Annotated in this window: 25 protein-coding genes; 4 read left to right on the top strand and 21 right to left on the bottom strand. The window is 59.3% G+C overall.

From position 1 onward, the window contains the following. Positions 1 to 43 precede the first annotated feature (43 nt). From guaA to ACZZ0D_RS02295, 4 genes are all read right to left on the bottom strand, one after another. Positions 44 to 1,621 carry a glutamine-hydrolyzing GMP synthase gene (gene guaA, locus ACZZ0D_RS02310; RefSeq protein WP_212545604.1) on the bottom strand — a complete coding sequence of 526 codons (1,578 nt, stop codon included), beginning with the start codon at positions 1,619 to 1,621 and terminating at the stop codon, positions 44 to 46. Positions 1,622 to 1,720: 99 nt separating this feature from the next. Further along, positions 1,721 to 3,190, bottom strand: a complete 1,470-nt coding sequence (gene guaB / locus ACZZ0D_RS02305) for an IMP dehydrogenase (RefSeq protein ID WP_053123503.1) — start codon at positions 3,188 to 3,190, stop codon at positions 1,721 to 1,723. Between the two features lie 207 nt (positions 3,191 to 3,397). Continuing rightward, a complete protein-coding gene (locus ACZZ0D_RS02300) occupies positions 3,398 to 3,946 on the bottom strand; it encodes a sugar ABC transporter ATPase (RefSeq protein WP_053123506.1) in 549 nt (182 codons plus the stop codon). 136 nt (positions 3,947 to 4,082) lie between these two features. Next, positions 4,083 to 4,850 (bottom strand): sulfite exporter TauE/SafE family protein, encoded by a 768-nt coding sequence (locus ACZZ0D_RS02295; protein ID WP_463552363.1) that lies wholly within the window; start codon positions 4,848 to 4,850, stop codon positions 4,083 to 4,085. Between the two features lie 100 nt (positions 4,851 to 4,950). On the opposite strand from ACZZ0D_RS02295, the gene ACZZ0D_RS02290 reads away from it, so the two are divergent. The 3 genes from ACZZ0D_RS02290 (at position 4,951) to ACZZ0D_RS02280 (ending at position 8,173) form a co-directional block, all read left to right on the top strand. Further along, the gene (locus tag ACZZ0D_RS02290; protein ID WP_463552362.1) at positions 4,951 to 5,838 is read left to right on the top strand and encodes a LysR family transcriptional regulator; all 888 of its coding nucleotides are present in this window, start codon (positions 4,951 to 4,953) and stop codon (positions 5,836 to 5,838) included. 130 nt (positions 5,839 to 5,968) lie between these two features. Further along, positions 5,969 to 7,348, top strand: a complete 1,380-nt coding sequence (xseA, locus tag ACZZ0D_RS02285; protein WP_008082520.1) for an exodeoxyribonuclease VII large subunit — start codon at positions 5,969 to 5,971, stop codon at positions 7,346 to 7,348. 3 nt (positions 7,349 to 7,351) lie between these two features. Beyond that, on the top strand, positions 7,352 to 8,173 hold the full coding sequence (locus ACZZ0D_RS02280; protein WP_282354647.1) for a peptidoglycan DD-metalloendopeptidase family protein: 822 nt from the start codon (positions 7,352 to 7,354) through the stop codon (positions 8,171 to 8,173). A 242-nt stretch (positions 8,174 to 8,415) separates the two neighbouring features. Here ACZZ0D_RS02280 and ACZZ0D_RS02275 read toward each other — a convergent pair whose 3' ends face one another. Next, a complete protein-coding gene (locus ACZZ0D_RS02275; protein ID WP_463552361.1) occupies positions 8,416 to 8,643 on the bottom strand; it encodes a hypothetical protein in 228 nt (75 codons plus the stop codon). Between ACZZ0D_RS02275 and leuA the strand changes: the two genes are divergently transcribed. Then, positions 8,636 to 10,315 (top strand): 2-isopropylmalate synthase, encoded by a 1,680-nt coding sequence (gene leuA / locus ACZZ0D_RS02270; protein WP_463552360.1) that lies wholly within the window; start codon positions 8,636 to 8,638, stop codon positions 10,313 to 10,315. The genes ACZZ0D_RS02275 and leuA overlap by 8 nt on opposite strands. Before the next feature lie 177 nt (positions 10,316 to 10,492). On the opposite strand, the gene ACZZ0D_RS02265 is transcribed toward leuA, so the two are convergent. The 16 genes from ACZZ0D_RS02265 to iscA all read right to left on the bottom strand — a co-directional run bounded on the left by ACZZ0D_RS02265 (position 10,493) and on the right by iscA (position 25,364). Beyond that, positions 10,493 to 11,284, bottom strand: coding sequence for an amidohydrolase (locus tag ACZZ0D_RS02265; RefSeq protein ID WP_463552359.1), 792 nt, complete (start codon positions 11,282 to 11,284; stop codon positions 10,493 to 10,495). Then, positions 11,272 to 12,420 carry a pyridoxal phosphate-dependent aminotransferase gene (locus ACZZ0D_RS02260; protein WP_401243154.1) on the bottom strand — a complete coding sequence of 383 codons (1,149 nt, stop codon included), beginning with the start codon at positions 12,418 to 12,420 and terminating at the stop codon, positions 11,272 to 11,274. The genes ACZZ0D_RS02265 and ACZZ0D_RS02260 overlap by 13 nt, the downstream gene beginning before the upstream one ends. Before the next feature lie 246 nt (positions 12,421 to 12,666). Beyond that, a complete protein-coding gene (gene der / locus ACZZ0D_RS02255; protein ID WP_053123520.1) occupies positions 12,667 to 14,136 on the bottom strand; it encodes a ribosome biogenesis GTPase Der in 1,470 nt (489 codons plus the stop codon). 139 nt (positions 14,137 to 14,275) lie between these two features. After that, entirely contained in the window at positions 14,276 to 15,427 is a 1,152-nt protein-coding gene (gene bamB, locus ACZZ0D_RS02250; protein WP_463552358.1) for an outer membrane protein assembly factor BamB, read from the bottom strand. Then, on the bottom strand, positions 15,420 to 16,061 hold the full coding sequence (locus ACZZ0D_RS02245; protein WP_053123524.1) for a YfgM family protein: 642 nt from the start codon (positions 16,059 to 16,061) through the stop codon (positions 15,420 to 15,422). The genes bamB and ACZZ0D_RS02245 overlap by 8 nt, the downstream gene beginning before the upstream one ends. A 41-nt stretch (positions 16,062 to 16,102) precedes the next feature. Beyond that, positions 16,103 to 17,392, bottom strand: coding sequence for a histidine--tRNA ligase (hisS, locus tag ACZZ0D_RS02240; RefSeq protein WP_426619192.1), 1,290 nt, complete (start codon positions 17,390 to 17,392; stop codon positions 16,103 to 16,105). 37 nt (positions 17,393 to 17,429) lie between these two features. Further along, entirely contained in the window at positions 17,430 to 18,539 is a 1,110-nt protein-coding gene (gene ispG / locus ACZZ0D_RS02235; protein ID WP_008084646.1) for a flavodoxin-dependent (E)-4-hydroxy-3-methylbut-2-enyl-diphosphate synthase, read from the bottom strand. A 3-nt stretch (positions 18,540 to 18,542) separates the two neighbouring features. After that, entirely contained in the window at positions 18,543 to 19,577 is a 1,035-nt protein-coding gene (locus ACZZ0D_RS02230; protein ID WP_463552357.1) for a RodZ domain-containing protein, read from the bottom strand. Then, positions 19,577 to 20,335, bottom strand: a complete 759-nt coding sequence (gene pilW, locus ACZZ0D_RS02225) for a type IV pilus biogenesis/stability protein PilW (protein WP_053123531.1) — start codon at positions 20,333 to 20,335, stop codon at positions 19,577 to 19,579. Before pilW ends, ACZZ0D_RS02230 begins: the two co-directional genes overlap by 1 nt. A 12-nt stretch (positions 20,336 to 20,347) precedes the next feature. Continuing rightward, positions 20,348 to 21,496 (bottom strand): dual-specificity RNA methyltransferase RlmN, encoded by a 1,149-nt coding sequence (rlmN, locus tag ACZZ0D_RS02220; protein WP_008084652.1) that lies wholly within the window; start codon positions 21,494 to 21,496, stop codon positions 20,348 to 20,350. A gap of 28 nt (positions 21,497 to 21,524) precedes the next feature. Next, positions 21,525 to 21,950, bottom strand: a complete 426-nt coding sequence (gene ndk / locus ACZZ0D_RS02215) for a nucleoside-diphosphate kinase (RefSeq protein WP_007916882.1) — start codon at positions 21,948 to 21,950, stop codon at positions 21,525 to 21,527. A gap of 87 nt (positions 21,951 to 22,037) precedes the next feature. Further along, positions 22,038 to 22,238, bottom strand: coding sequence for a Fe-S cluster assembly protein IscX (iscX, locus tag ACZZ0D_RS02210; RefSeq protein ID WP_463552356.1), 201 nt, complete (start codon positions 22,236 to 22,238; stop codon positions 22,038 to 22,040). Between the two features lie 14 nt (positions 22,239 to 22,252). Further along, positions 22,253 to 22,594, bottom strand: a complete 342-nt coding sequence (gene fdx / locus ACZZ0D_RS02205) for an ISC system 2Fe-2S type ferredoxin (protein WP_007916885.1) — start codon at positions 22,592 to 22,594, stop codon at positions 22,253 to 22,255. Further along, positions 22,594 to 24,459: a Fe-S protein assembly chaperone HscA gene (hscA, locus tag ACZZ0D_RS02200; protein ID WP_053123535.1), complete on the bottom strand. Its 1,866-nt coding sequence runs from the start codon at positions 24,457 to 24,459 to the stop codon at positions 22,594 to 22,596. Before hscA ends, fdx begins: the two co-directional genes overlap by 1 nt. 51 nt (positions 24,460 to 24,510) lie before the next feature. Continuing rightward, a complete protein-coding gene (gene hscB / locus ACZZ0D_RS02195; protein WP_053123537.1) occupies positions 24,511 to 25,032 on the bottom strand; it encodes a co-chaperone HscB in 522 nt (173 codons plus the stop codon). A gap of 8 nt (positions 25,033 to 25,040) precedes the next feature. Beyond that, positions 25,041 to 25,364 carry an iron-sulfur cluster assembly protein IscA gene (gene iscA / locus ACZZ0D_RS02190; protein ID WP_003227904.1) on the bottom strand — a complete coding sequence of 108 codons (324 nt, stop codon included), beginning with the start codon at positions 25,362 to 25,364 and terminating at the stop codon, positions 25,041 to 25,043. Between the last annotated feature and the right edge of the window lie 29 nt (positions 25,365 to 25,393).

Here is a 25,393-nt window from a genome sequence, read left to right as displayed (position 1 = left end):
TCACGGGGCTTTTCGGGGTTAACACCGATCAATCAGACCGGGATTATTCCCACTCAATCGTTGCAGGCGGCTTGCTCGACACGTCATAAGTAACGCGCGAAATGCCTTCGATTTCATTGATGATGCGGCCGGAGACGGTTTCCAGCAGTTCGTAAGGCAGGTGCGCCCAACGCGCGGTCATGAAGTCGATGGTTTCTACGGCGCGCAGGGCAACGACCCAGGCGTAACGACGGCCATCACCAACAACACCAACCGATTTCACTGGCTGGAACACCACGAAAGCCTGGCTGACTTTGTGGTACCAGTCGGCTTTGCGCAGTTCTTCGATGAAGATGTGGTCGGCACGACGCAGCAGGTCGGCGTATTCCTTTTTCACTTCACCAAGAATACGCACACCCAGGCCCGGGCCCGGGAATGGGTGACGGTAGACCATGTCGTACGGCAGGCCGAGTTCCAGGCCCAGACGACGGACTTCGTCCTTGAACAGTTCGCGCAGTGGCTCGACCAGTTTCAGGTTCATCTCTTCCGGCAGGCCGCCCACGTTGTGGTGCGACTTGATCACGTGGGCCTTGCCGCTTTTCGCGCCAGCCGACTCGATCACGTCCGGGTAGATGGTGCCCTGAGCGAGGTACTTGATGTTGTCCAGTTTGTTCGACTGGGCATCGAATACGTCGATGAAGGTGCGACCGATGATTTTGCGCTTCTTCTCTGGATCGGCTTCGCCGGCCAGGTTGTTCAGGAACTGCTCTTCAGCGTTGGCGCGGATCACCTTGACGCCCATGTTCTCGGCGAACATGGCCATCACTTGCTCGCCTTCGTGCAGACGCAGCAGGCCGTTGTCGACGAAAACGCAGGTCAGTTGGTCGCCGATGGCTTTGTGCAGCAGCGCGGCAACCACCGAGGAGTCAACGCCGCCGGACAGACCCAGCAGCACGTTGTCGGTGCCGACTTGTGCGCGGATGTTGGCGATGGCGTCTTCAGCGATCTTCGACGGCGTCCACAGGGCTTCACAGCCGCAGATGTCGAGCACGAAGCGCGACAGGATGCGACCGCCCTGCTTGGTGTGGGTCACTTCCGGGTGGAACTGCACGCCGTAGTAGCCACGGTCGTCGTTGAACATACCGGCGATCGGGCAGCTTGGGGTGCTGGCGAGGACGTGGAAGTCTTCCGGCATCTTGGTGACCTTGTCACCGTGGCTCATCCAGACGTCGAGGCCGAACAGGCCGTCAGCGTCGATGTGGTCTTCGATGCCGTCGAGCAGGCGGCTCTTGCCGACTACGTCAACGCGGGCGTAACCGAACTCACGCAGCTCGGAACCTTCAACCTTGCCGCCCAGTTGCTCGGCCATGGTCTGCATGCCGTAGCAGATACCGAAAACCGGTACGCCCAGATCGAACACTGCCTGTGGGCAGCGCGGGCTGTCGGCGACGTGTACGGACTCGGGGCCGCCGGCGAGGATGACGCCTTTAGGAGCGAATTCGCGGATCGCATCTTCGTCCATGTCGAACGGGTGCAGTTCGCAGTACACACCGATCTCGCGCACGCGGCGGGCGATCAGCTGGGTGTATTGCGAACCGAAGTCGAGGATCAGGATGCGGTGAGCGTGAATATCGAGGGCCATGATTCAGTCTCGTCTAAGTCATTCAGAAACAGTCGTGATACAGAAACAACTCGGGGCTGAATAAAACAGCCCCGGTTGTCTAACGATTTGCTTGAAGCATCAACCTACGCGGTAGTTTGGCGCTTCTTTGGTGATCTGCACGTCGTGAACGTGGGATTCGGCCATGCCGGCGCCGGTGATCCGCACGAACTCAGGCTTGGTGCGCATTTCTTCGATGTCGGCGCTGCCGGTGTAACCCATCGAGGAACGCAGACCGCCCATCAGTTGGTGAATGATCGCGCTCAGGGTGCCTTTGTACGGCACACGGCCTTCGATGCCTTCCGGAACGAGTTTCTCGGCGCCTGCCGAGGAGTCCTGGAAGTAACGGTCGGAGGAACCTTGAGCCTGGGACATGGCGCCCAGCGAACCCATGCCGCGATACGCCTTGTACGAACGGCCCTGGAACAGTTCGATTTCGCCCGGCGCTTCTTCAGTACCGGCGAACATCGAGCCCATCATCACGCAGGAAGCACCGGCAACGATGGCCTTGGACAGGTCACCGGAGAAACGGATGCCGCCGTCGGCGATCAACGGAACGCCAGTGCCTTCAAGGGCAGCGGCGACGTTGGCGATGGCACTGATTTGCGGGACGCCGACACCGGCGACGATACGGGTGGTGCAGATCGAGCCAGGGCCGATACCGACCTTGACTGCGTCAGCGCCTGCTTCGGCCAGAGCCTTGGCAGCGGCGCCCGTGGCGATGTTGCCGCCGATCACCTGCACTTCAGGGAAATTCTGTTTAACCCAGCGAACGCGGTCGATCACGCCTTTGGAGTGACCGTGAGCGGTATCGACTACCACCACGTCCACACCGGCATTGACCAGCGCAGCGACGCGGTCACCGGTGTCTTTACCGGTACCGACAGCAGCGCCAACGCGCAGACGACCTTGATCGTCCTTGCTGGCCAGCGGGTAGGCTTTGGCTTTTTCGATGTCGTTGACGGTCATCATGCCTTTGAGGGCAAATTTGTCGTCAACGATCAGAACGCGTTCGATGCGGTTTTTGTGCAGCAACTCACGAACGTCGTTCTTGTCCGCGCCTTCCTTGACCGTGACCAGACGCTCTTTAGGCGTCATCACTTCACGGACGGTGGCTTCCAGACGGTTTTCGAAACGCACGTCACGGGAAGTGACGATGCCGACCAGGTCGCCATCGTGCAGTACCGGAACGCCGGAAATGTTGTGCAGACGGGTCAGTTCGAACAGTTCACGCACCGTGGCATCAGCCTCGATGGTGATCGGATCCTTGACTACACCGGCTTCGTAACGCTTGACCTTGCGAACTTCGGCAGCTTGCTGCTCGATGGTCATGTTCTTGTGGATAATGCCGATGCCACCTTCCTGAGCCATGGCAATTGCCAGACGGGCTTCAGTAACGGTGTCCATTGCGGCAGAAACCAGAGGAATATTCAGCTCGATGCCACGGGTTAGGCGGGTCTTGAGACTGACTTCGTTAGGAAGCACCTCGGAATAACCGGGCACTAGGAGAATGTCGTCGAATGTCAGAGCTTCTTGGCTGATACGCAGCATCGCGGGGGCTCCCGAGCGGGAAAATGGAAGCGCGCCATTATAGTCAGACACCCCCTTCGGATCAACGTAAAACTCAGTCTAATTGATATACGGAAAACCCTGTTTTTTGTAGGAGCTGCCGGAGGCTGCGATCTTTTGACGTTGTCTGTTAATAACCCGATCAAAAGATCGCGGCCTTCGGCAGCTCCTACAGGGAATGTTTGAGGGTCAGAGTTCGACTTTTACCCAACTGACGGGGAGATCGAGCCAGTCGGCGAACTCGTCGAGGAAGCTTTGTTTGAAACCCGCTTCCAGCCAGTTGTTGAAGATGAAGCCGAGATTGGAGAACCCGCACTCTTGCAGGTACAGGAAGCCGTTGATGTCGTCTTCGTGCCCGCATTCCGGGCAAGTGAAGTTGTCGGTGCGCCCAGGCATCCAGTCTTCCAGGCTTTCGAACAGTGCCTCGCCGATCTCGCGACGGCATTCGGCACAACCGGCTTCTCCGAGAAACCCTTTGGCCGGGGTATAGATGCAGCGTTTGGTGACGATTTCCAGACCGTTGATGGGCTCACCGAACGGCAACGCCTGCGGGTGCAACACCACGGCACGCGCGCCATCGGCAATCGCGTAAGCCATGCGATTGCCAGTGCGGCCGCAGGTGCTCAGCTCTTCCTTGACGATGTTTTTGCGCACCAGCCAGCGCACGATCGCCCGAGCCCGGGGTTCGTGCACCGGCAGGGTGGAGATTTTCGGGACGATGATGCTTTGCGAATTCATGGAAAGTCCTGCGGTGTGGCTGCTGACGCCTTCGCGAGCAAGCCCGCTCCCACATTGGAATGCAGTTCCCTGTGGGGGCGGGCTTGCTCGCGAAGAGGCCCTAAAGGCCGGCAGCTTAATCCCTGACAAAATCCGGTCAAGTGCTGAGATAGCGCCCGATCAACGCCAGCCCGCTCGCGAGCACCAGCCACGTCACCAATCGCACAAACGCCTCGCGCGACAACCTCATGGTCAACCGTCGCCCGACCCACAACCCCAACGCCATGGCCGGCAACAGACACAGCGCCAACATCAACAAGGGTAGCTCGGCATACACCCCGGCGATGGCAAACAGGCTCAAACGCACCACCGTGCTGCAACTGATCAGCGCACTTTGCGTGGCTCGCGCCGCTTCCTTCGGCAATCGGCTGTTCAAATAAATCGCATATAAAAAGCCGCCACTGCCAAACAGCGCACCAAATAACCCACCCACCGTGCCCATCGGCACTGCCCAACCGGCCGACAATTGCGTCGGCCGCGCTTTCACCCACAGGCTGTAAATCGCGTAAGCGCTGATAAACAGCCCCATCAACAGCAACAGCAGGTCGGACTTGAGGTTGAGCAGGAATATCACCCCCAACGTACAACCGACCGCCATGCACGGCAGCAACCGCAACAGCTCCGGCTTGGCGACATCGCGCCGCGACGGCAGCAGATTGCCGAACGCCGCGACGAAATCCAGCAACACCAGCAGCGGCACGATCTTCGACAACGGCATGAACAGAATCAGAATCGGCCCCGCCACCAACGCCGTGCCGAACCCTGCGATACCGAAGACGATATAAGCCAGCACGATGCCCAAGCCAATAATCACCCAGCCTTGCGCGCCCCACGGCCACTCACTCAACAACCCCACCACGCTCATCGATGCGCTTCCTTAATAAGCCTGAGATGACTTTAGCCAGCGCCAACGCTTGCGACTAATATCTTCAAAGTCGCCAAGTCATCTCGAAAAGGCATACCTGATGCTTTCCACCCGTCAATTGCGTTACTTCGTTGAGATCGCTGAAAGCGGCAGTTTCAGTGCGGCGGCGGAGCGTTTGTTCATTGCCCAATCGGCGCTAAGCCGGCAGATCAAGACCATGGAGACGCACCTGCAAACGCCGCTGTTCGAGCGCACAGCACGTCAGCCGCGACTCACGGCGGCGGGCGAAGCGTTTTTACCGCGAGCGCGTAATCTGCTTATCGAACTGAACAAGGCCAGCGTCATGGCCACCGAAGTCGGTAACGGGCAACTCGGCACTCTACGTTTGAGCCATTCCAGCACCGTGTCGATCAGTGGCCGTTTGCTCAGCGATATCGGCGCTTATCTACAGCAACAACCGGGCGTGTCGCTGGATATCGGCAAGCTGTCTTCCGAGGCGCAACTGGAGGAATTGGCCGAAGGTCGCCTCGATGTCGGATTGCTGCGCTTGCCAGTGCTGCGCCAGCGCGAAGGCATTCAGATCGTGCCGCTGTTTAGTGAACGCCTGTTGCTGGCCGTGCCGGCGGATCATCGATTAGCCTCCTTGGATACGGTGGAACTGGCGCAGCTCAAGGACGAAGCCTTCATCTCCATTCCCCATCCACAGCGCGGCGGCCTGAGCTATTTGTGCGCCGATCTGTGCATGCGCCAAGGTTTCTTCCCGAAAGCGGCGCGGGTAATGTCGCGCAAAACCACGCAGCTCCAATTGATTCAGGGCGGATTCGGCATTGCCCTGCTGCCGGAATCAATGCAAGACATTGCACCGAGCGGCGTACGATTTCTGCCGCTGAGCGATCCCGACTGCCAAAGCACCGTCGCCCTCGCCTACCGCCAGAATCCCAGTCCCCTGATCCGCCACTTCCTCCAGACCTTCACCACTCCCCTGTAGGAGCTGCCGAAGGCTGCGATCTTTTGACCTTGATCTCAAAAACCAGATAAAAAGATCGCAGCCTCGTTTCACTCGACAGCTCCTACAGGGATCGTGCAATCAGCGGAACAATGCCTTTAAACTGCGCCCCATGATTAAAGATCCCTTTGCAAGACTTGGCCTGGACCGTGAAGTCCTGACCGTCAGCCAGCTCAACGGCCGCGCGCGGGTGTTGCTCGAAGACGTGTTCAGCAACATCTGGGTCGAAGGCGAAATCTCCAACCTCGCCCGACCGGCGTCCGGCCACATCTACTTCACGCTCAAGGACAGTGGCGCGCAGGTGCGCTGCGCGCTGTTCCGGCAGAACGCCGCGCGCGTGCGCCAGGCGCTGAAAGATGGTTTAGCGGTGAAGGTGCGCGGCAAGGTCTCGCTGTTCGAAGGCCGTGGCGACTATCAGTTGATCCTCGACACCGTGGAGCCTGCCGGTGACGGCGCGCTGCGTCTGGCCTTCGATGCGCTGAAAGAAAAGCTCAGCGCCGAAGGCCTGTTCAGTGCCGAACGCAAAGTGCCGCTGCCCGCGCATCCGCAGCGTATCGGCATTATCAGTTCGCCGACGGGTGCGGTGATTCGCGACATCATCAGTGTGTTCCGCCGTCGTGCGCCGCAGGTTCAGTTGACGCTGATTCCGACCGCCGTACAGGGCCGTGAAGCCACCGCACAAATTGTTCGTGCGCTAAAAATGGCCGATGCCCGTGGCTTCGATGCGCTGATCCTCGCCCGTGGCGGCGGCTCGCTGGAAGACCTTTGGTGCTTCAACGAAGAGGCCGTGGCTCGTGCGGTCGATGCTTGCGTGACGCCGATTGTCAGCGCTGTCGGTCATGAAACCGACGTGTCGATCAGTGACTTTGTCGCTGACGTTCGCGCACCGACGCCATCTGCGGCTGCCGAATTGCTCGCGCCTGATTCCAGCCATCTGATCCGCCAGGTCGAGAGCCTGCATCGCCGCTTGGTGATGCGCATGCGTGACCGTTTGATGCGTGATCGTCTGCGCCTCGAAGGCATGGCGCGTCGCCTGCGTCATCCCGGCGAACGTCTGCGCCAACAAGCGCAACGTCTGGATGATCTGGACATGCGCATGCGCCGGGCCTTCGAGCGCAGCCTGAATACCCGTCGCGAGCGACTGATCCGTCTGGAAACCCGCCTCGCCGGGCAACATCCTGGGCGGCAATTGGCGATGTTGCGCCAGCGCCTCGACAGCCTCGCCGAACGTCTGCCGCGTGCCATGCGTGAAGGCCTGAAAAACCGTCGTCTGCAACTGCACAGTCAGATGCAGACGCTGCATGTGGTCAGCCCGTTGGCGACCCTCGGTCGTGGTTACAGCATTCTGCTCGATGAGCGCGGCCATGCGATTCGTAACGCCGCGCAGACCCACACCGGCCAGCGCCTGAAAGCCAAACTCGGCGAAGGCGAACTGCAAGTGCGCGTCGAGGACAATCACCTGACGCCTGTCACCCTTTCTTTACTGGACTGATCCATGCCGCGTTTTCTGGCTCCACTGTTTTTGCTCTGCCTGACCTTCAACGCCCATGCCGACAGCTACATCACCCGCATGCTCAACAAACCGGTGCCGGGTGGCGTCGCCGTGGTTGATCTGGGCACGGCCGCGCAGGCACCGACCGCCACCTATCAAGGCAAACCGGTGCTGGTGGTCAAGGAACAGGACAACTGGCTGGCAATCGTCGGCGTGCCGTTGACGGTCAAACCGGGTGCGCAGCAGATCAGCAGTGGCGGCCGTAATCTGCCGTTTACTGTCGGTAACAAGAAATACCCGGAACAGCACATCACCCTGAAGAACAAGCAGCAGGTCAATCCGGATCAGTCGAACCTCAAGCGCATCGAGGGTGAGCTGGCCGTGCAGATCAAGGCCTATCGCAGCTTCAGCCCGAACACACCGAGCAATCTGTTGTTGGACAAGCCGGTCAACGGACCGCTGTCGAGCAAGTTTGGTGTACGTCGCTTCTTTAATGGTGAAGAACGCAATCCGCACGCGGGCCTCGACTTTGCGGTGCCGGCAGGTACGCCAATCAAGACCCCGGCGGCGGGAAAGGTAATTCTGATCGGCAACTACTTCTTTAATGGCAACACGGTGTTTGTCGATCACGGGCAGGGCTTTATCAGCATGTTCTGCCACATGTCGAAGATTGATGTGAAGGATGGCCAGCAACTGGCGCGTGGCGCGGTAGTGGGCAAGGTGGGCATGACCGGCCGCGCGACCGGGCCGCATATGCACTGGAATGTCAGCCTGAATGATGCGCGGGTGGATCCGGCGATTTTTATTGGCGCGTTTCAACCTTAAATATGTATTGAGGCGACTGGCCTCTTCGCGAGCAAGCCCGCTCCCACATTGGATTTGTGTTGTGAACACGATCCACTGTGGGAGCGGGCTTGCTCGCGAAGGCGGCCTGACCAACCCACAAATCACCCTGACACCCATCCAACCTCAATTGCGCCCCAATCTAACCTCACGCAAACTTCAACAAGATCCGCTGACTTACTCGCAATAAAATCCTGCAAAACCCCGCTTTCCGAGTATTCCTCTCAATTTTTTTCGACTGCTTGCCATCCTCTCCCCTCGCGGTTAGGGTTGAAGGCATGAAAACCTCTCACACCCTCATTCAGCTTCGCCAGCACCGCAGCCTGTGCCTCGTCAGCGCACGACTGCCAGGCTGAACGCTGCGCCTCGCCCAGAGCTTTTCCCAACATATTCGTAACACCGGCAGGCCGCCTTTTTTCGGCCCAGACAATAAGGAATTTCCCGATGAGCATGCTCAAAGACCCGTCTTCGAAATACCGCGCGTTTCCTGTCATCAACCTGCCGGATCGCACCTGGCCGTCGAAGACCATCGACACCGCGCCGATCTGGTGTAGCTCCGACCTGCGTGACGGCAACCAGTCGCTGATCGAGCCGATGGACGCGGTGAAGAAGCTGCGCTTCTGGAAAACCCTGGTGCAAGTCGGCGTGAAGGAAATCGAAGCCTCGTTCCCGGCCGCTTCGCAAACCGACTTCGACTTCGTGCGCACCCTCATCGAAGAAGGCCACATCCCGGACGACACCACCATTCAGGTGCTGACCCAGGGTCGTGAAGACCTGATCGAGCGCACGTTCGAATCCCTGCGCGGCGCGAAGAAAGCCATCGTTCACTTGTACAACGCCACCTCGCCGTCTTTCCGTCGCATCGTTTTCAACCAGGACAAGGACGGCATCAAGGCCATCGCCGTGAACGCCGCCAAGCTGTTCGTCAAATACGCCGCGATGCAGCCTGACACCGAGTGGACGTTCGAATACTCGCCGGAAACCTTCAGCGCCACCGAGCTGGAATTCGCCAAGGAAGTCTGTGACGCGGTGATCGAGGTGTGGAACCCGACGCTTGAGCACAAGATGATCCTCAACCTGCCCGCCACCGTTGAATGCGCAACGCCGAACATCTACGCCGATCAGATCGAGTGGTTCGGCCGCAACATCAACCGTCGAGACAGCGTGATCATCAGCCTACACACCCACAACGACCGTGGCACCGGCGTCGCCGCCACCGAGCTGGGCCTGATGGCGGGCGCCGATCGCGTCGAAGGCTGCCTGTTCGGCAACGGCGAGCGTACCGGTAACGTCGACCTCGTCACCGTCGCATTGAACATGTACACCCAGGGCCTCGACCCGCAGCTGGACTTCTCCGACATCGACGGCGTGCGCAAAGTCGTCGAAGAATGCAACCAGATTCAGGTTCACCCGCGTCACCCGTACGTTGGCGACCTGGTGCACACCGCGTTCTCCGGCTCGCACCAGGATGCGATCCGCAAAGGCTTCTCCCAGCAGAAACCGGACGCACTGTGGGAAGTGCCGTACTTGCCGATCGACCCGGCCGACATCGGCCGTAGCTACGAGGCGGTGATTCGCGTCAACAGCCAGTCGGGCAAGGGCGGCATCGCGTACTTGCTGGAGCAGGAATACGGCATCAGCCTGCCACGTCGCATGCAGATCGAATTCAGCCAGGTCGTGCAGCGTGAAACCGATCGTCTCGGTCTGGAGATGACCGCCAAGCAGATTCACTCGCTGTTGATCAGCGAATACCTGCAAGCCAACACCCCGTACGCGCTGGTCAGCCATCGCTTGCAGGAAGAAAACGGCAACAGCAATGTTGAAGTGGAAGTGGCGAGCAAAGGTCAGGGCGAAACCAACCTTCACTGGCGCGGCAAGGGCAACGGTGCGCTGGAAGCACTGGTCGCCGGCCTGCCGATTCCGGTGGAGATCATGGACTACAACGAACACGCAATCGGCGCCGGCACCAACGCCAAAGCGGCGGCCTATATCGAACTGCGTGTGAACGGTGAACGTGCGGTGCACGGCGTGGGTATCGATGAAAACATCACCACGGCCAGCTTCAAGGCCTTGTTCAGCGCGCTGAACCGCTCGCTGAGCCAGCCTGAGGCGAAAGCGGCGTAATCGACTGCTGAAATGCACAAGGCCCCGAAGTGAAAGCTTCGGGGCCTTTTTTTGTCTGCTGGTTTTGGGTTGCCTGTGCCGGCCCTTTCGCGAGCAAGCCCGCTCCCACATTTGGAATGCATTCCCCCTGTGGGAGCGGGCTTGCTCGCGAAGGCGTCCTGTCAGGCGCCGCAGGAATCAGGTGAATTCAAACGTGTCGGCATCCAGATTCGCCGGAAAGCGCTCGCGATACGCCGCCAATGGCGCCGCTTCCAGCACCACCTTGAACACACCGTCCGCCTCCCCCGCCGCCAGCAAGCTCTCGCCCTGGAAATCCAGCACCTGGCTGTCACCGGTATAAGCGAAACCCTTACCATCAGTGCCAACGCGATTCACCGCTGCCACATAACAAAGGTTTTCGATCGCCCGCGCCGGCAGCAAACGGTTCCAGTGCAAACGCCGCGCACCCGGCCAGTTCGCGGTGTACAACAGCAGATCAGTGTCCTGCGAATCACGGCTCCACACCGGGAAGCGCAGGTCGTAGCAAATCAGCGGACGCACGCGCCAGCCCTTCAGTTCGAATTGCACCTGCCGCTCGCCGGGGGTGTAGTGGTTGTGCTCACCGGCCATGCGGAACAGATGACGCTTGTCGTAATGCAGCACTCCGCCGTCCGGCCGCGCCCACAGCAGACGATTGCGATGGCTGCCGTCTGCCGCCTGAATAATCACGCTGCCGGTAATCACCGCATCGAGTTTCGCCGCCTGAACGCGCAGCCATTTGCTGGTCGGGCCGTTCTCGGCTTCGGCGAGCGTTTCTGACTCCATGGAGAAACCGGTGGTGAACATTTCCGGCAGGATAATCAAATCCGCACCACGCGCCTGCTCCAGCAATTGCTCGAAGTGCTCGAAGTTGGCCTGACGGTCGTGCCAGGCCAGGGTGGTCTGGATCAGCGCCAGATTGAGATCGGGTAATGCACTCAGATCACGCATAGTTTCGCCGCCGCTTCACGCAGCGTCTCCTCGCGCTTGGCAAAGCACAGACGCACCAGGCGCTGGCCTTGCGGTGGATTCTGGTAGAACACCGACACCGGAATACTTGCCACGCCGTGTTCGCGGGTCATCCACATGGCCATCTCGACGTCGTTCAAATCAGGACGGATCTGCGAGTAGTCGACCAGTTGGAAATAGGTGCCCGCGACACGGCTGAAGGTGAAGCGCGACGGGGCCAGCAGGTCGCAGAACAGGTCGCGTTTGGCCTGATAAAAACCCGGCAACTCTTCGACGTGCTCCGGGTGCTCGGCCATGTAATCGGCCAGCGCGTATTGCAGCGGTGTCACGCCGCAGAAGCTGACGTACTGATGGACTTTGCGCAGTTCGGCGGTCAGTGCCGGCGGCGCAACGACATAGCCGGTTTTCCAGCCCGTGACGTGATAGGTCTTGCCGAACGAGCTGACCACGAAGGCGCGCTGATACAGCTCTTCGTGCGCGAGCACGCTGACGTGGGGCACGCCGTCGAAGACCAGGTGTTCGTAGACTTCATCGCTGATCAGGTAGATGTCGCGATCGCGGATCAGCGCTGCCAGTTGATCCAGCTCCGCGCGGGTGATCAGGGCACCGCTCGGGTTGTGCGGGGTGTTGATGACGATCATTTTCGTGCGCGGGCTCAGGGCCGCCGCGAGCTGCTCGAAATCAATGGAAAAGTCATCCGGGTTCAGTTGCACATGCACGCAACGACCGCCCGCCAATTCCGTTGCCGGTGCATAGCTGTCGTAGCATGGATCGAACACGATGACTTCATCGCCGCTGTGGATAACTGCCTGAATCGCACAGAAGATGGCTTGAGTCGCACCGGGAGTGACGGTCACTTCGCTGTCGGCGTTGACCTGCACGCCGTAGCTGCGCGCGATTTTCAGCGCAATCTGTTCGCGCAGCGCCGGCAAACCTGTCATCGGCGAATACTGGTTGTGGCCACTGGCAATGTGCCGACCGACCGCATCGCGCAACGACTGCGGGCCGTCGAAATCAGGAAAACCCTGGGACAGGTTGATCGCGCCGGTTTGCGCCGCGAGCTGAGACATCTGCGTGAAAATAGTGATGCCGACATTCGGCAGCTTACTGGTGATCATCGGGGGTTCCCTGCTCAACACCCGGCTCTGACGACGGCGCGGGAGAGCCCGAGGATAGCCCATCCGGCGCCCATAAAAAAGGGCGCTCTGGTGAGCGCCCTTCTTATCGCCGAACCCTGTAGGAGCTGCCGAAGGCTGCGATCTTCTGATCTTGCCTTTAAAGCAAAATCAAAAGATCGCAGCCTGCGGCAGCTCCTACAGAAGCCATTGAGCATTCCCACACCAAGGCAGGAATGGCCACCTCAATTACTTCTTGTCGCGGCGCTTCTTGTCGGCTTTTTTGCTGTGCGACATCATCCGACGCTTCCTGTTGACCTGGCGGTCGGTCAGGGTGTTTTTGTTGCCTTCGTACGGGTTCTCGCCGCCCTTGAACTCGATGCGGATCGGCGTACCGACCAGCTTGAGCACACGACGGTAAGTGTTCTCCAGATAGCGCACATACGACTTCGGCACTTTCTCGATCTGGTTACCGTGGATCACGATGATCGGCGGGTTAGCACCACCCAAGTGGGCGTAACGCAGCTTGATCCGGCGGTTGTTGACCATCGGTGGTGCGTGCTCGCCCACCGCGTCTTCCAGAATCTGGGTCAGACGGTTGGTCGGCCAGCGGGTGACCGCGGACTTGAACGAGTTCTGTACGGATGCGTAGAGGTTGCCCACGCCAGTGCCGTGCAGTGCCGAAATGAAGTGAATGTCAGCGTAATCAACGAAGAACAGACGACGCTGCAGCTCGACCTTGACGAAGTCGCGCTCGCTCGGCGTCATGCCGTCCCACTTGTTGATCGCGATCACCAGCGCACGGCCCGACTCGATGGCGAAGCCGAGCAGGTTGAGGTCGTGGTCGACCACACCTTCACGGGCGTCCATCACAAAGATCACCACGTTGGCGTCTTTGATCGCTTGCAGGGTTTTGACCACGGAGAATTTTTCGACTTCTTCGTGGATCTTGCCGCGCTTGCGCACACCGGCGGTGTCGATCAGCGTGTACTTCTCTTCATTCCGCTCGAACGGGATGTAGATACTGTCGCGGGTGGTGCCGGGCTGGTCATAAACGATTACCCGGTCTTCACCGAGCATACGGTTGACCAGGGTCGATTTGCCGACGTTCGGACGACCGATGATGGCGATCTTGATGCCGTCTTTTTCACTCGGGCCAGGAATGCGCTTGGCTTCCTCACCTTCGGCAACGATTTCTTCTTCGCCGTCTTCCGGCTCTTCTTCATCACGCGGGAAATCACCCAGGGCGATTTCCAGCATCTGCGTGATGCCACGGCCGTGAGCACCAGCGATTGGAATCGCGTGGCCCATGCCCAGTGGTGCGAATTCAGCGCGGGCCATTTCCGGGTCGATGTTGTCGACCTTGTTGGCAACCACGTAGGAACGCTTGTTACGTTTGCGCAGGTGTTCGGCGATCATCTGGTCGGCGGCGGTGAAACCGGCCTTGGCATCTACCAGGAACAGCACAACATCTGCTTCTTCAATGGCCAGCAGCGACTGCTCGGCCATTTTTTCGTCCATACCGTGCTCGTCACCGGAGATACCACCGGTGTCGACCAGAATGTAGGAACGCCCTTGCCACTTGGCCTCACCGTACTGGCGATCACGGGTCAGACCGGACAAGTCGCCGACGATGGCGTCGCGAGTCCTGGTCAGGCGGTTGAACAAGGTGGACTTGCCGACGTTCGGTCGGCCCACCAGGGCGATTACGGGAACCATGCGGCTCTCCACTTCGTTATTTCAGAAAATACAAAAGCCGCTGCGAGGCAGCGGCTGGTGCTCGGGGCAACACTGTGGGAGTGAACAGGTTCACTTCCACTAGTGAAGCTGCCTGGGGTGTTATCCCCAAGCATAGTTGTTACTTGATGGTCAGGGCTTCCAGTTTGCCGCTGTTGCCATACACATAAATCGTGTCACCCACCACCAGCGGACGGGCACGCAGGCCGTCGCTGTCGATGCGCTCACGGCCGACGAAACGACCGTCAACCTGACTCAGCAGGTGCAGATAACCTTCCAGGTCACCCACTGCTACATAGCTGGAGAACACTTCCGGAGCCGACAGTTGACGGCGGGCCAGCGAATCGTTGCTCCACAATGCTGTGGTGGAACGCTCGTCGACGCCTTCAACAGTGCCCGAAGACAGGCTCACGTAAACGCTGCCGAAACCCTGAGCAATACCAGCGTAGCTCGACGCATCGCGCTGCCAGAGTTGACGACCGCTTTCCAGATCCAGTGCCGCGACGCGACCCTGATAGCTGGCAACGTACAGGGTGCCGCCGGACAACAGCAGACCGCCGTCGATGTCGACCACGCGCTCCAGTTCCGAGCGACCCTGTGGAATCGCGATCCGTTGTTCCCAGACCGGCACGCCGTTGGAAATGTTCAGAGCGACCACTTTACCGGTCGACAGGCCAGCCACCGCGAGGCGGTTGGTGACCAGCGGAGCACTGGTGCCACGCAGGGTCAGAACGGCCGGGGTGCTGTCATACACCCAGCGTTGCGTACCGGTGGTAGCATCCAGACCGATCAGACGATCGTCCTGAGTCTGCACAACCACCACGTCGCCGTTGTTGGCCGGCGGCGCGAGGACTTCGCTGTTGACGCGAGCACGCCACTTCTCTTCACCATTAATGGCGTCCAGAGCGACGACTTCGCCGCGCAGCGTACCAATCAGAACCAGACCGTAACCCACGCCAACGGCGCCGGAGACAGGCAGCTCAAGATCTTTTTTCCACTTCACATCGCCGTTGCTGCGATCCATGCCCATCACTACGCCGGTTACATCGGCGGCGTAGATGGTGTCACCGTCGATCGCCGGCACCAGCATGTTGTAGGTTTCGCCCTGACCGTCACCGATCGAACGACTCCACTGCTTTTGCAGAACCACTTCTTCTTTGAAGTCGGTCAGTTCAGCCGGTGGCAATTCTTTTTTGCTGTTGCTGCTGCAACCCGCGGCCAGAAGGGCCAGAGCCAGCAATGCTGCATGCTTCCAACGGATCACGTCACGCATCCCCTTTGGCCAGGTCGTCGAGCTTGATTTGAAGGCCACCGACCGCCGCTTCATCCGACAGTGCTGCCTTGGCTTTTTGATACGCCTTGTTCGCGTCATCGGTACGGCCCAGCTGCACCAGCAGGTCGCCCTTGAGTTCTTCGCGAGTGGCCAGGAACGCTTTGTCGGCGTCGCCGTCGAGCAGTTTCAGACCGTCTTCAGCCTTGTTCAGCGCACCCAAAACCTGTGCCAGACGCTGACGGGCGATTTCGCCCAGCGCCGGGTTGGCCGGTTTGTCGACGATGGCTTTCAGCTCGGTCGCGGCGTCGTCCAGCTTGCCGCTGTCGACCGCCACTTTGGCGACGAACAGGCTGCCGTACTGCGCGTAGGCAGTACCGCCGAATTCGCTGTTGAGCTTGCCGGCCAGATCCGCAACGCGGGCAGCATCAGGCTTGCCGTCAGGCGTCAGCGTGGTTTCCAGCAATTGCTGATAGAGCACCGAGGCGCCTTGCGACTGGTTGCCCTGATATTTGTGATAAGCCTGCCAGCCGAACACGATGACCAGCGCCAACAGGCCGCCGGTGACCAGAGGTTTGCCGTTGCGTGTCCACCAGTCCTTCAAATCCGCCAACTGTTCGTCTTCGGTACTCGACACCCCAATACTCCTTAATCGCTAAATCGGCTGTTTAGACAGCTTCAACCCTGCACGACGCAGGTGGCCAGGTGAGCGGCGAGCGCATCCCAGGCAATGCTTTGTTGTTCGCCCTGGCCACGCAGGGGTTTGAAACCTACCACTTGCTGGGCCATTTCGTCGTCACCGAGGATCAGTGCGTACAGCGCACCGCTCTTGTCGGCTTTCTTGAACTGGCTTTTGAAGCTGCCGGCGCCGGCATTGACTTGCAGGCGCAGGTTTGGAAGTTGATCGCGAACCCGTTCGGCCAGGGCCAGACCGGCCAGCTCGGCCTCTTCACCGAAGGCGCAGAGGTAGACATCGACCTGACGGGAGATTTCTTCCGGGATCTGCTCAAGGGTTTCGAGCATCAATACCAGACGCTCGATGCCCATGGCGAAACCAACGCCGGTGGTCGGCTTGCCGCCCATTTGCTCGACCAGACCGTCGTAACGACCGCCCGCGCAAACAGTGCCTTGGGCGCCGAGCTTGTCGGTGACCCATTCGAAAACGGTTTTGCTGTAGTAATCGAGGCCACGCACCAGCTTCGGATTGAGCACGTACGGAATGCCGACGGCATCCAGACGCGATTTCAGACCTTCGAAGTGTGCACGGGACTCTTCATCGAGGTAGTCGGCCATTTTCGGCGCATCGACCAGCACCGCTTGAGTGTCGGCATTTTTCGTGTCGAGCACGCGCAGCGGGTTGGTTTTCAGACGACGCTGGCTGTCTTCATCGAGCTTGTCGTGGTGCGCTGAGAGGTACTCGACCAGCGCTTCACGATAACGCCCACGGGACTCGCTGGTGCCGAGGCTATTGAGTTCAAGTTTGACCGCATCACGGATACCCAGCTCGCCCCACAGGCGCCAGGTCATGATGATCAGCTCGGCGTCGATGTCCGGACCGTCGAGGTTGAACACCTCCAGACCGATCTGGTGGAACTGGCGATAACGGCCTTTCTGCGGACGCTCGTGGCGGAACATCGGGCCGATGTACCAGAGTTTCTGCACCTGGCCACCGCCGGTGATGCCGTGCTCAAGCACCGCACGCACGCACGCCGCAGTGCCTTCCGGACGCAGGGTCAGGGAGTCGCCGTTGCGGTCTTCGAAGGTGTACATCTCTTTTTCGACGATGTCGGTCACTTCACCGATCGAGCGTTTGAACAGCTCGGTGAACTCGACGATCGGCATGCGGATCTGCTTGTAACCGTAGTTATCCAGCAGACGCGCAACGGTGCCCTCTAAATAACGCCACAGGGGAGTCTGTTCGGGCAGGATGTCGTTCATGCCACGAATGGCTTGCAATGACTTGCTCACTTTAAATCCTTAAATTCGTTCGGCTCTTCAGTCAGGGTCAGCCGCGCGCAATTACGGCAGCGTCAGCTTCGACCTTTTCGGCCGCTTTCTGGCGGATCAGCCTTTCCAGCTCGTCCACCAGATTGTCATTCGTCAGTTTCTGCGCCGGCTTGCCGTCGATGTAAATCAGGTTTGGCGTGCCGCCGGTCAAGCCGATATGGGCTTCCTTGGCTTCGCCGGGGCCGTTGACCACGCAACCGATCACCGCGACATCCAGCGGCACCAGCAGGTCTTCAAGGCGCCCTTCCAGCTCGTTCATGGTTTTCACCACATCGAAATTCTGCCGCGAGCAGCTCGGGCAGGCGATGAAGTTGATGCCACGGGAACGCAGATGCAAAGACTTGAGGATGTCGTAACCGACCTTCACTTCTTCGACCGGATCGGCCGCCAGCGAGATGCGGATAGTATCGCCAATCCCTTCGGCGAGCAGCATACCTAGGCCCACGGCGGATTTCACTGTGCCCGAACGCAATCCACCGGCTTCGGTGATGCCCAGGTGCAGCGGCTGGACGATTTCTTTCGCCAGCAAGCGGTAGGCTTCGACGGCCATGAACACGTCGGAGGCCTTCACGCTGACCTTGAAGTCCTGAAAATTCAGGCGTTCGAGGTGTTCAACGTGACGCAAAGCAGACTCAACCAGCGCGGCTGGGGTCGGCTCGCCGTATTTCTTTTGCAGGTCTTTTTCCAGCGAGCCGGCGTTGACGCCGATGCGGATCGGGATCCCGCGATCACGCGCGGCATCGACCACAGCACGAACACGGTCTTCGCGACCGATGTTGCCCGGGTTGATGCGCAGGCAGTCGACGCCCAGTTCGGCTACGCGCAGAGCGATCTTGTAGTCGAAGTGGATGTCGGCAACCAACGGCACTTTGACCAGTTGTTTGATCTTGCCGAACGCCTCGGCGGCGTCCATGTCCGGTACCGATACGCGGACGATGTCGACGCCGGCGGCTTCCAGACGATTGATTTGCGCGACAGTGGCGGCAACGTCATTGGTGTCGCTGTTGGTCATGCTTTGCACAGCGATCGGCGCATCGCCGCCCACCGGTACGTTGCCGACCCAGATCTTGCGCGAAACGCGACGTTTGATTGGAGATTCGCCGTGCATGACTTATTGACCCAACTTCAGGCGAGCAGTCTCGCCACTGGTGAACGGAGCGACATCGACCGGCTGGCCGTTGTAGCTGACCTGCGCGCCGCGAGCGTAGCCCAGGCGGACGGCAAACGGTGGCTTGCCGGCAACGGCGAGGCTGTCGCCCTTACGCTTGAGACCACTGAACAATACTTTGCCGCTGCCATCGGTGACTTGCGTCCAGCAATCGGCAACGAACTGCATTGAAACCTGACCTTCGCCAGCCACTGGTGCCACTGGAGCCACGGTTGGGGCGATCGGTGCAGTCGTGGTTGGTGCTGGTGTGGCAGGCACAGCCGGAGCAGGTGTTGCCGGAGTGGCAACCACTGGCGCTGGCGTGTGAACCGGCGCAGTCGGCGCAACCGCTGGAGCGGACGGCGTTGCTGGCGCAGTCGATGTTGCAGGAGCAGTAGCTTCGGCACCGGTGGATTCCGCGGTGGTTTCCGATTGTGGCAGCGCCAGAGCGGTCGCGCCCTCGGCCTGACCTTCGGCGACGGCCTGGTCTTCCGGCTCGTCGATCGGGTGAATCTGCGTGGTGCCGTCGGCGCCTTCGACTTCAACGTGTTCCGGCGTCAGGCTGGTGAAGTCCTTGGTACGCAGCGAGGTCTGATCCTGCCACCAGACGAAACCACCGCCGATGACCGCGATCAGCAACAACAGGCTGACGATACGCAAAATAGTGTGGGAAACCCGTACAGGCTCTTCGATACGGCCCAAGGCGTGAACGTTGCTGCCTTGGGAATCGGTGCCGGTGGACTGGTCGAACTGCTGAACCAGAACGGTCTGATCCATGCCGAGCAATTTGGCATACGCGCGAATATAACCGCGAGCAAAGGTATGCCCCGGCAGCTTGTCGAAAGCACCGGCTTCAAGATTGCCCAGAGACGTCACGGTGAGGTTGAGCTTGAGGGCCACTTCGGCCAGCGACCAGCCATTGCTTTCGCGGGCCTGGCGCAGGGTCTCACCGGGGTTAACGCGATTCGCTGCTACAACTTCGGGATGCGCCGCTTTCATCATTGCTCCGACAGGTATTGCTGATATTCCGGCGTACCGGGATAGAGTCGTTTTAATTGCAGGCCATAACTGGCGGCCTTGTCGCGATCTTCAAACACTTTTGCCAGCCGAACGCCGAGCAATAGACTACGTGCATTTTGTTCGGTCAGCAGGCTGAAACGGTCGTAATAGTCACGCGCGGGCACATAATGCCTGTCTTCGAAGGACAACTCAGCCATTTCCAGCAATGCGCGCGGTTGTTGACGGTTCAGCCGCAAGGCTTTTTCCAGTTGCTGCTGCGCGACATCACGCTGACCGAGTTTCGCCGCCGTCATGCCGAGGTTCTCGAACACACGCGAGCGCTCAGGATACAGGGTATCGGCGGCCGCCTGTTCAAAACGCTCGTAGGCTTCTTTATAACGCTGTTCTTCGTAGAGAAAACTGCCGTAGTTGTTGAGGATACGGGCATCGGCGGGACGCGAGGACAAGGCCTTGCGGAAATGCTCGTCGGCCAGTGCAGGCTCCATTTCGGCTTGAAACACCAAACCGAGCGCGGCATTGGCGTCTGGATCCGAACTGTCGAGTTCCAGCGCCTTCTTCAACGGCACCTTGGCCCGTTCGGTCATGCCTTGTTGCAAGTATCCCAGTCCCAACTGCACATAGGCAGCCCGCGCTTCATCGCGGCCCTTGCTGGTCTTCATCGGGTTGTAATCACCCGACAGGACACAACCAGCACACAGGCTGGCCAACAGCAACAGCAGCGCAAAGCGCAGGGACATAGAGATCCTCTCTTAGTTAGTGTTCGCGGCGTTCTGTGCCAGATCGCTGTCGGCGTTCAACTCACGCACGGCGATATAACGTTCGCTGCGACGGGTGCGATCCAGCACCTGCCCTACCAATTGACCACATGCGGCGTCGATGTCTTCACCACGGGTGGTGCGAACAGTGACGTTGAAACCGGCCTGATGCAACTGATCCTGGAAACGACGAATCGCGTTGTTGCTCGGACGCTCGTACCCGGAATGCGGGAACGGGTTGAACGGAATCAGGTTGATCTTGCACGGAATGTTTTTCAGCAGCTCGACCATTTCAACGGCATGTTCAACCTTGTCGTTGATGTCTTTGAGCAAGGTGTACTCGATGGTCAGCACACGTTTTTCGCCCAGGGACGACATGTAGCGCTGGCACGACTCGAGCAGCATCTTAAGCGGATATTTCTTGTTGATCGGCACCAATTGGTTACGCAATGCGTCATTCGGTGCGTGCAGGGACAACGCCAGGGAGACGTCGATGTGCTTGGCCAGCTCATCGATCATCGGCACCACGCCCGAGGTGGACAGGGTCACGCGGCGCTTGGAGATCCCGTAGCCGAGGTCATCCATCATCAGATGCATGGCGGCGACGACGTTGTCGAAGTTCAGCAGCGGCTCACCCATGCCCATCATCACCACGTTGGTGATGGCACGGTCGACGGTTGCCGGGACACTGCCGAAAGATTTGTTGGCAATCCACACCTGACCGATGACTTCGGCGGCGGTGAGGTTGCTATTGAAGCCTTGCTTGCCGGTGGAGCAGAAACTGCAATCCAGGGCACAGCCTGCCTGGGACGAAACGCACAAAGTGCCGCGTTTGCCCTGGGGAATGTACACGGTCTCGACGCAGCTGCCGGACGCCACGCGCACCACCCACTTACGGGTGCCGTCGGTGGAGATGTCCTCGCTGACCACTTCCGGACCACGGACTTCAGCAATAACCTTGAGCTTGTCGCGCAAGGCCTTGCTGACGTTCGTCATGGCGTCGAAATCATCGACACCAAAGTGGTGAATCCATTTCATTACCTGACCGGCACGGAAACGCTTCTCCCCGATTGAGTCGAAGAATTTTTCCATTTCCTGTTGAGTCAGACCCAGCAGGTTGGTTTTTACAGTCGATGTAGTCATGGATTCACCTTCACTCTTAAGCCAATGCTTAGCGAGTGGTTACTTCAGTAGCTGCGAAGAAGTACGAGATTTCACGAGCAGCTGCGGCTTCGGAGTCCGAACCGTGAACAGCGTTGGCGTCGATGGAATCAGCGAAGTCAGCGCGGATGGTGCCGGCAGCAGCTTCTTTAGGGTTGGTAGCGCCCATCAGTTCACGGTTCAGAGCGATAGCGTTTTCGCCTTCCAGAACCTGAACAACAACAGGACCGGAGATCATGAAAGCAACCAGGTCGCCGAAGAAACCACGAGCGCTGTGCTCAGCGTAGAAGCCTTCAGCTTCAGCTTTGGACAGTTGCTTCAGTTTCGAAGCTACAACGCGCAGGCCGGCTTTTTCGAAACGAGTGGTGATTTCGCCGATGACGTTTTTTGCAACAGCGTCAGGCTTGATGATGGAGAAAGTGCGTTGAACAGCCATGGTGTAACTCCAGAAACGGTAATTTGCGAAAAATTAAACCCGCGAATTATACGCGGGTTCTTGGGTATTGCCTAACCTGCGAGACGATCAGTCCAATTCTTTGGCCCAGAGCTCCTGAACCGCTTCCAGCACCTTCTCTCCGACACGGCCAGAAGTGCCATCGAAGTCAGGCAGATCAAGGATCATCTGCTGCAAACGGACAAAACCTACAGAATATGGATCGACGCCGGCATGGGCCTCGTCCAGTTCTTCTGCAATACGTTGAACATCATTCCAACCGTAGCTCATGACAGTCTTACCAGTCAGTGCGGCGCTTCAGCCGCATGGTTAAGCGAATATTTCGGAATTTCGACGGTGATGTCTTCTTCACCAACGATAGCCTGACAGGCCAGACGCGATTGCGCTTCCAGACCCCACGCACGATCGAGGAAGTCTTCTTCCAGCTCGTCAGCCTCTTCCATCGAGTCGAAACCCTCGCGGATGATGCAGTGGCAGGTGGTGCAAGCGCAGACGCCGCCGCAGGCGCTTTCCATCTCGATGTGGTGTTCGTGGGCCAGTTCGAGAATCGATGTGCCGGGCGCAGCCTCGACCACCATGCCTTCAGGGCAGAACTTCTCGTGGGGCAGAAAAATGACCTGCGGCATCAGATATCCTCGATTTCATTCAGATTGCGCCCCGACAGAGCGGCTTTCACCGTCAGATCCATGCGGCGGGCAGCAAAAGCATCGGTCACTTGCGACAGACGCTTGGTCTGCTGCTCAATGGCGTAACCATCGGTGCCTTTCATCAGTTCGGCCAGTTCCTGCAGCTGCAAGTCGATGACCATGCGCTCTTCGGCGTCGAGCAAGCGCTCGCCATCAACCTCCAGAGCCCCCTGCACCGCTTCGATCAGGCGCTGGGCATCGACTTGCTGCTCGCGCAGAACGCGGGCGACCTTGTCGTCATTGGCGTGCTGGAACGAATCCTTGAGCATTTTGGCGATTTCGCCGTCGGTCAGACCGTAAGACGGCTTGACCTGGATGCTCGCCTCAACGCCCGAACCCAACTCACGGGCAGACACGCTGAGCAGACCGTCGGCATCGACCTGGAAGGTCACGCGAATTTTCGCTGCGCCGGCCACCATCGCTGGAATGCCACGCAATTCGAAGCGCGCCAGCGAACGGCAGTCACTGATCAGCTCGCGCTCACCCTGCAGAACGTGGATCGCCATGGCCGACTGGCCATCTTTGTACGTAGTGAAATCTTGTGCGCGAGCGACAGGGATGGTGGTGTTGCGCGGAATCACCTTCTCCATCAAGCCGCCCATGGTTTCCAGCCCCAGGGACAGTGGAATCACGTCGAGCAGCAGCAGTTCGCCGCCATCGCGCTTGTTGCCAGCCAGGGTATCGGCCTGGATCGCGGCACCGATGGCCACCACTTGATCCGGGTCGATTTCGGTCAGAGGCTGACGACCAAAGGCTTCGGCAACGGCTTCGCGAACGCGAGGAACGCGAGTCGAACCGCCAACCATAACCACAGCGTGTACGTCGTCCAGCTCGATGCCGGAGTCGCGCACGGCGCGGCGGCAGGCTTTCAGGCTGCGCGCGACCATTGGCTCGATCAGCGCATCGAAGGCTTCGCGGGTCAGCGGTGCTTTCCAGTCGCCGTAGGCCACTTCAACACTGGCCGAATCGGTCAGGGCTTCTTTGGCCGCGCAAGCGGTTTGCAGCAGATTACGTTGTGCGCCCGGATCGAGATCGGCGGACAGCCCGGCGCTCTCGATGATCCAGCCGGCAATCGCGTGATCGAAGTCATCGCCGCCCAGCGCGCTGTCGCCGCCAGTGGCCAGCACTTCAAAAACACCGCCAGTCAGACGCAGAATCGAAATATCGAAGGTACCGCCGCCGAGGTCATAAATCGCGACCAGGCCTTCAGCATGTTGATCCAGACCGTACGCCACAGCGGCCGCAGTCGGCTCGTTGAGCAGACGCAGCACATTCAGACCGGCCAACTTGGCCGCATCTTTGGTGGCTTGACGCTGAGCATCATCGAAGTAAGCCGGAACGGTGATCACCGCGCCAACCAGCTCGCCACCCAAGGTCGCTTCAGCGCGCTGACGCAGCACCTTGAGGATATCGGCGGAGACTTCGACCGGGCTTTTCGGGCCTTGCACGGTGTCGATGAACGGCATGTGCGATTCGCCACCGACAAAGCGGTACGGCAACTGGTCGCCCAATTGCTTGACGTCGGACAGACCACGACCCATCAAGCGCTTGACCGACAGCACAGTATTCAAAGGATCGGACGCGGCGGCCAGCTTCGCCGACTCGCCGACTTCGACGTGATCGGCGTGGTAACGCACAGCGGACGGCAGGATGACCTGCCCGTTTGCGTCGGCCAACGGTTCGGAAAGACCACTGCGCAACGCAGCGACCAGCGAATTGGTAGTGCCCAAGTCGATCCCCACAGCCAGACGACGCTGGTGCGGTTGAGGACTTTGGCCGGGTTCGGCGATCTGCAGTAGGGCCATCGTGATCAGGACTTATCTGTATATCAGGCGTGCGACCGGAGCGGCACTGGGTTAATCGTCGAGGCGCTCTTCTAACTGGCGCACTTCGTAGGTGAGCTTGTCGAGGAACTGCATGCGCCGCATCAGGCGTTCGGCCTGTTCGCGTTGCGCCGCATCATCCCAACAGGCTGCGAAGCTTTCGTTGAGTTCTTCCTGAGCCACTTTCAAGCGACGCTTGAACACCGCGACACCGTCGAGGTCGGCACTGTCCTGGAGGTCTTCAAGCTCTTCGCGCCATTGCATCTGCTGCAGAAGAAACTCGGGATCATGGACAGTGACTTCCATCGGCACTTCATGCCCGCTGATGGTCAGCAGGTAGCGTGCGCGCTGGGCCGGACTCTTGAGCGTCTGATAGGCGTCGTTGAGCCGTGCAGACTGCTCGAGTGCGGTTCGCTGCTCACGCTCGGAAGCGTCGGCGAAGCGATCAGGATGAACGCCGCGCGCCAACTCTCGGTAGCGCGTGGCCAACTGCTCGAGATCCAGACGGAAGCTCGGTTGCAGCTCGAATAAAGCGAAATGACAAGGAATACCCACGACAAGCCTCAGATGTTGAAGCTTTCGCCGCAGCCACATTCACCGCGTACGTTGGGGTTGTTGAACTTGAAGCCTTCGTTCAACCCTTCCTTGACGAAATCGAGCTCGGTGCCGTCCAGGTAGGCGAGGCTTTTCGGGTCGATGATCACTTTTTCGCCGTGACTCTCGAACACCTGATCCTCTGCAACCACCTCGTCGACAAACTCCAGCACGTAGGCAAGGCCGGAACAGCCTGTGGTGCGAACACCCAGACGAATCCCTTCACCTTTGCCGCGCCCGTCGAGGGAGCGCCGCACGTGTCGAGCAGCCGCTTCTGTCATGCTGATAGCCATCGGTGACTCCTTACTCGTCGCCAAATCCA

This window comes from Pseudomonas sp. AC193, assembly GCF_979258075.1.
Note: the sequence above shows the minus strand (reverse complement) of the source record. Positions and strands in the feature narration are given on the sequence as shown.